This window comes from Streptococcus oralis (assembly GCF_001578945.1).
GTDB lineage: Bacteria > Bacillota > Bacilli > Lactobacillales > Streptococcaceae > Streptococcus > Streptococcus oralis_Q.
In genome coordinates this window covers 127,508-133,387 of sequence record NZ_KQ969551.1, presented here as the reverse complement: position 1 = coordinate 133,387, position 5,880 = coordinate 127,508, and the positions used below count along the sequence as shown (strand labels likewise).

3 protein-coding genes and 1 pseudogene are annotated in these 5,880 nt (G+C 43.6%); 1 reads left to right on the top strand and 3 read right to left on the bottom strand.

Features of this window, described 5'->3' with window-relative positions; translation table 11 throughout:
• Window positions 1–654 (bottom strand): annotated as a pseudogene (locus SORDD16_RS11575) (class I SAM-dependent rRNA methyltransferase); the annotation flags it as partial.
• 268 nt (window positions 655–922) lie between these two features.
• Between SORDD16_RS11575 and SORDD16_RS03335 the strand changes: the two are divergent.
• The gene (locus SORDD16_RS03335) at window positions 923–2,371 is read left to right on the top strand and encodes an alpha-amylase (protein WP_061452379.1); all 1,449 of its coding nucleotides are present in this window, start codon (window positions 923–925) and stop codon (window positions 2,369–2,371) included.
• An 87-nt stretch (window positions 2,372–2,458) separates the two neighbouring features.
• On the opposite strand, the gene alaS is transcribed toward SORDD16_RS03335, so the two are convergent.
• Both alaS and SORDD16_RS03325 read right to left on the bottom strand, forming a co-directional pair.
• Window positions 2,459–5,077, bottom strand: coding sequence for an alanine--tRNA ligase (alaS, locus tag SORDD16_RS03330; RefSeq protein ID WP_061452378.1), 2,619 nt, complete (start codon window positions 5,075–5,077; stop codon window positions 2,459–2,461).
• A 20-nt stretch (window positions 5,078–5,097) separates the two neighbouring features.
• On the bottom strand, window positions 5,098–5,583 hold the full coding sequence (locus SORDD16_RS03325; protein WP_061452377.1) for an LURP-one-related/scramblase family protein: 486 nt from the start codon (window positions 5,581–5,583) through the stop codon (window positions 5,098–5,100).
• Window positions 5,584–5,880 lie beyond the last annotated feature (297 nt).

The window sequence follows — 5,880 nt, the reverse complement described above, 5'->3', positions numbered from 1 at the left end:
ATTGAGCAAGGATTTGCCCATGGCTAGACCGTCAACCAGACTCCCACGAACCTCATGCTGGTCTAGGAAAATCCCTGTCATCAAGCCATCATTCATAAAGACTTGATAGAGCACGCCATTCTCAAGAACAGTAAAATAATCTGGCGCCTCCTCACCATAAACATGGGCAGACTCGTAATCTAGACCTTTAAAACGAATCTTCTCATAAGCCCCTAAGACCTCAGGAAAAACTTCCTTAAAAGCCTTTACTATCAACTCACGAATCTGGTAAACAAAGGAGTTGTACCAAGAAAAGACAGCATAATCTCCGTAGAGATCAAGAGTCAGACCGCCAAAGCCATCCCCCTCTTGGTTAAAGAGACGAAAGGCAGTTGTCAAATCATCTTGATAGTAGGCTTTTCTCTCTTCTTTAGCCTGTCTAAACAGTGTTTCAAAGAAAGCTTGATTGAAGGTCACCTTGTCCTTACTAACAAACCAGCCCAAGCCCTTGTTTTGCTGAGAAAGGTAGGCACTCCCAAGAAAGTTTCCATCTTGACTCTGCACTTCTACTGCCTGATCTGTCAGATCAATATCTGTTAAATCACTTGCTCCCAAAAGAACTAGACCCTTAGCTAGCTTTTTTTCAACACGTCTGCTGACCCTAATTCTATTCATAGCTACTATTATAGCAAATTTTGTGACAATTCTCAAAAAAGAAACCGTTTAACCATATGTACTTTAGTTTACTGAGTGTAATTTTTTCTAAAAAAATTTGTTCAGTTCACTTCTCATCCCAATCTATCTTTTCTCACCAATGAAAAGGAATGCTAATCTCTAAAAATAAACAATTCTAAAAATAAGTATAGAAATTTATGCAAACGTTTGCTTGTGGATAAACTTTATGGTAGAATATAACACAACATTGATAAGCAAGAGGAAAAAAATGAAAAATCAGGCACTTATGCAATACTTTGAATGGTATCTGCCTCACGACGGCCAACACTGGAATCGACTAACAAATGACGCAGAACACCTAGCAAACCTTGGTATCAGCCATGTCTGGATGCCACCTGCCTTCAAGGCAACCAACGAAAAAGATGTAGGCTATGGTGTTTACGATCTTTTTGACCTAGGCGAATTTCACCAAAAAGGAACTGTCCGTACCAAGTATGGGTTTAAAGAAGACTATCTTCAAGCCATTCAAGCCCTAAAGGCACAGGGAATTCAACCTATGGCCGACGTGGTGCTCAACCACAAGGCCGCTGCCGATCATATGGAAGCCTTTCAGGTTATTGAAGTGGATCCTGAGGATCGTACCGTTCAACTAAGCGAACCTTTTACTATCAATGGCTGGACTCACTTTACTTTCGATGGTCGGCAAAATACCTATAATGACTTCCACTGGCACTGGTACCACTTCACAGGTACAGACTACGATGCCAATCGCCGTAAGTCTGGCATTTACCTGATTCAGGGAGACAATAAAGGTTGGGCAAATGAGGAATTGGTCGATAACGAAAACGGTAACTACGACTACCTCATGTATGCGGACCTAGACTTTAAGCATCCTGAAGTCATCCAAAACATCTATGACTGGGCTGACTGGTTCATGGAAACGACTGGTATAGCTGGTTTTCGCTTAGATGCTGTTAAGCATATTGACTCTTTCTTCATGCGCAATTTCATCCGTGATATGAAGGAAAAATATGGTGACGATTTCTATGTTTTTGGTGAATTTTGGAATCCAGATAAAGAAGCCAACCTAGACTATCTCGAAAAAACGGAGGAACGCTTTGATCTTGTCGATGTTCGTCTCCACCAAAACCTCTTTGAAGCCAGTCAAGCTGGAGCAAACTACGATCTTCGTGGCATTTTCACAGACAGCTTGGTTGAACTCAAGCCTGACAAGGCTGTCACTTTCGTTGACAACCATGATACTCAAAGAGGTCAAGCACTTGAGTCTACTGTTGAAGAATGGTTCAAGCCAGCAGCCTATGCCCTCATTCTGTTACGTCAAGATGGGCTTCCATGTGTCTTTTACGGAGATTATTACGGCATTTCAGGGCAATATGCTCAACAAGATTTCAAAGAAGTTCTTGACTGCCTCCTAGCCATCCGAAAAGACAGGGCTTATGGAGGGCAAACAGACTACCTTGATGATGCCAACTGTATCGGTTGGGTCCGTTCAGGTGCTGAACATCAATCTCCAATCGCTGTCCTTATCTCCAATGACCAAGAAAACAGCAAGGCTATGTTTGTCGGGCAAGAATGGGCTGAGCAAACCTTTGTTGACCTCCTTGAAAATCACCCAGCACAAGTTACAATCAATGCTGAAGGTTATGGAGAATTTCCAGTAGCAGCAGGTTCAGTCAGTGTCTGGGCAGCAAAATAAACCTATCAGGTACAAGTCAAATCCAACCGGATTTGGCTTTTTTGTATGCACAAAAAGACCTACCCAAATGGATAGATCTTCATTGTCTTATAATTTACCTGCTACTGCCTCCAAGAGTTCTTGGATTTTCGCTTGGTTGCTTCCTCCTGCCATGGCCATGTCTGGTTTACCACCACCACGTCCATCAACGATTGGAGCCAATTCTTTGACAAGGTTTCCTGCATGCACATCTTTTGTCTTGCTAGCTACAAGAACATTGACTTTGTCACCGATAGCTGCGACAAGAACAAGCACATCAGAGTAGTCTTTTTGTTTCCAGTTATCCGCAAAGGTACGAAGGGCACCTGCATCTGATACAGAAACTTGGCTTGCAATGTAACGGTGGCCGTTGACTTCCTTCACATCCTTGAAGACATCACCTGCTGCCGCCGCTGCGGCTTTTTCCTTCAATTCTGCATTTTCTTTTTGCAATTGACGAAGTTGCTCTTGAAGTCCTTCAACCTTATGAGGAACTTCCTTGAGTTGAGGGGCTTTCAAGGTTGCTGCGACAGCTTTCAGAGCATCTTCTTGTTCACGGTAAGCTTCAAAGGCTTCCTTACCAGTCACTGCCAAGATCCGACGAGTTCCGGATCCAATCCCTTCTTCTTTGACGATCTTGAAGAGACCAATCTCAGAAGTGTTGCCAACGTGGGTACCCCCACAGAGCTCTATAGAGTAGTCCCCGATCGTCACAACACGGACTTCTTTACCGTATTTCTCACCAAAGAGAGCCATCGCTCCCATTTCTTTAGCAGTATCAATGTCTGTCTCAACGGTCTTAACCGCAAGAGCTTCCCAGATTTTCTCATTGACTTGTTGTTCAATAGCGCGGAGTTCCTCTGCTGTCACGGCTTGGAAGTGTGTAAAGTCAAAGCGAAGGAATTCGACTTCGTTCAGAGATCCTGCTTGTGTCGCATGGTGGCCAAGGATATTGTGAAGAGCGGCATGGAGCAAGTGAGTAGCAGTGTGGTTTTTCATGACACGGTGACGACGATTGGTATCGATGGCCAATGTGTACTCTTGATTTAAAGCAAGCGGAGCATGAACTTCCACTGTGTGCAATGGTTGGCCGTTTGGTGCTTTTTGCACGTCCGTTACAGTCGCTACAAGGTTCCCTGCTGCGTCCAAGATTTGACCGTGGTCCGCTACTTGTCCACCCATTTCAGCGTAGAATGGAGTTTCTGCAAAGATAAGAGAGGCAGTTCCTTCAGAAACAGCTTCTACTTCTGCATTGTCAGCCACGATAGCCACCAACTTAGAAGGCAATTGGCTGGCATTGTAGTTAAAGACACTTTCTACTGTGATGTTTTGAAGGGTTTCATTTTGCATACCCATTGAGCCACCCTTAACAGCTGATGCACGCGCACGTTCTTGTTGCTCTTTCATGGCTGCTTCAAAACCTTCACGGTCTACAGTCATACCAGCTTCTTCAGCGATTTCTTCTGTCAATTCAACTGGGAATCCATATGTGTCGTAGAGTTTGAAGACATCTGAACCAGCGATAACGCTTTGTCCTTTAGCTTTCAAGTCAGCTACAATGGTTTCTGCAAAGTGTTGACCTGAGTGAAGGGTACGAGCAAATGATTCTTCTTCGCTCTTAACGATTTTCTCGATAAAGTCACGTTTTTCAAGCACTTCTGGGTAGTAGCTTTCCATAATTTTTCCAACAGTTGGAACGAGTTTGTAAAGGAAAGGCTCGTTGATCCCCAATTTTTGACCGTGCATAGAGGCACGACGGAGAAGACGACGAAGAACGTAGCCACGACCTTCATTTCCTGGAAGAGCGCCATCACCGATGGCAAACGAAAGGGAACGGATGTGGTCCGCAATAACCTTGAAGCTCATGTTGTCGCCGTCTTGGTCATAAACCTTACCAGACAATTTCTCAACTTCACGAATGATTGGCATGAAGAGGTCCGTTTCAAAGTTTGTCTTAGCCCCTTGGATAACTGCCACCAAACGCTCCAAACCAGCGCCCGTATCAATGTTTTTGTGTGGCAATTCCTTGTACTCACTACGAGGTACAGCTGGATCAGCGTTGAATTGTGACAAAACGATGTTCCAGATTTCGATGTAACGGTCGTTTTCGATATCTTCTGCAAGCAAACGAACACCGATATTTTCTGGGTCAAATGCTTCTCCACGATCAAAGAAGATCTCAGTATCAGGTCCAGAAGGTCCCGCACCGATTTCCCAGAAGTTGTCCTCGATTGGAATCAAGTGGCTCGGATCCACTCCCACTTCAATCCAGCGGTTGTAAGAATCTTTATCGTCTGGATAGTAGGTCATGTACAGTTTTTCAGCAGGAAAATCAAACCATTCTGGGCTTGTCAAAAGCTCATAAGCCCAAGTGATAGCTTCATCACGGAAGTAATCCCCGATAGAGAAATTCCCCAACATTTCAAACATAGTATGGTGACGCGCAGTCTTCCCGACGTTTTCAATGTCGTTTGTACGAATCGCTTTTTGCGCATTGGTAATACGTGGATTTTCAGGGATAATGGTCCCGTCAAAGTATTTCTTAAGGGTTGCTACCCCAGAGTTGATCCACAAAAGAGTTGGGTCGTTTACAGGAACCAAGCTGACTGATGGTTCTACAGAGTGCCCTTTGCTTGCCCAGAAATCTAGCCACATTTGGCGAACTTGAGCACTAGATAGTTGTTTCATAATATCTCCTTATTACTTGTTTAATTTAATTGGCTTTCCAGCATCTCCACATAGTCAATCGCGACACAGAGGGAAATGACCAGGTCTGCATAAGAGTCTTCATAGACGGTTACAGTGTAAGTTGAGGTCAAATGGAAAATCTCTTTCCGAATCTCGGCGACAAGCTGATCGCGATCGTCCAGCAATTTGAAATCCAAATCCCAGATATTGCCCTCGATACGAAGCCCTAGATCATCAAACTCATACTTATCTCGAAAGAAGGTCAACTTCTTACGAATAACGAAATTGGAACCGTTTCGTAGCTGAATAGTAAAGCGAGGAAGTAAGGTGAAAAATTCTTTACTAATCTCACTGACTTGCTCACCATAGGCGTCATAGATGGTAAAGGTCTTAGGAATTTGGAAGAAAGATCCCTCCACCTGATAGTTTACCACTCCTCTATCATCCTTGATATCGAAGCGTTCGCCTCCAAGACGAAACTTTTGTTTCACGAGAAATGTCTTCATAAACACCTCCAAAAATCAAAAGACAAGCTCACATCACGAAGGGCGAAAAACCGCGGTACCACCTTCATTCAATGAACTTGTCATTCTCTTATTCTTATGCAATTGTGACATCGAGTAGCATGATTTCCTAGCTTAGATGGCTCGCAGCACCGCCATTTCTCTGGACTAAGACAACTGAAAATCAATTCTCAACTTTCTTATTATACCGTTTTTTTAAGTCTGCGTCAACTGGAAATCATCTTAACCAATAGCATGAGTTTGCTTTCTGTATAAACCACTTAGAACCTGTATTCACAA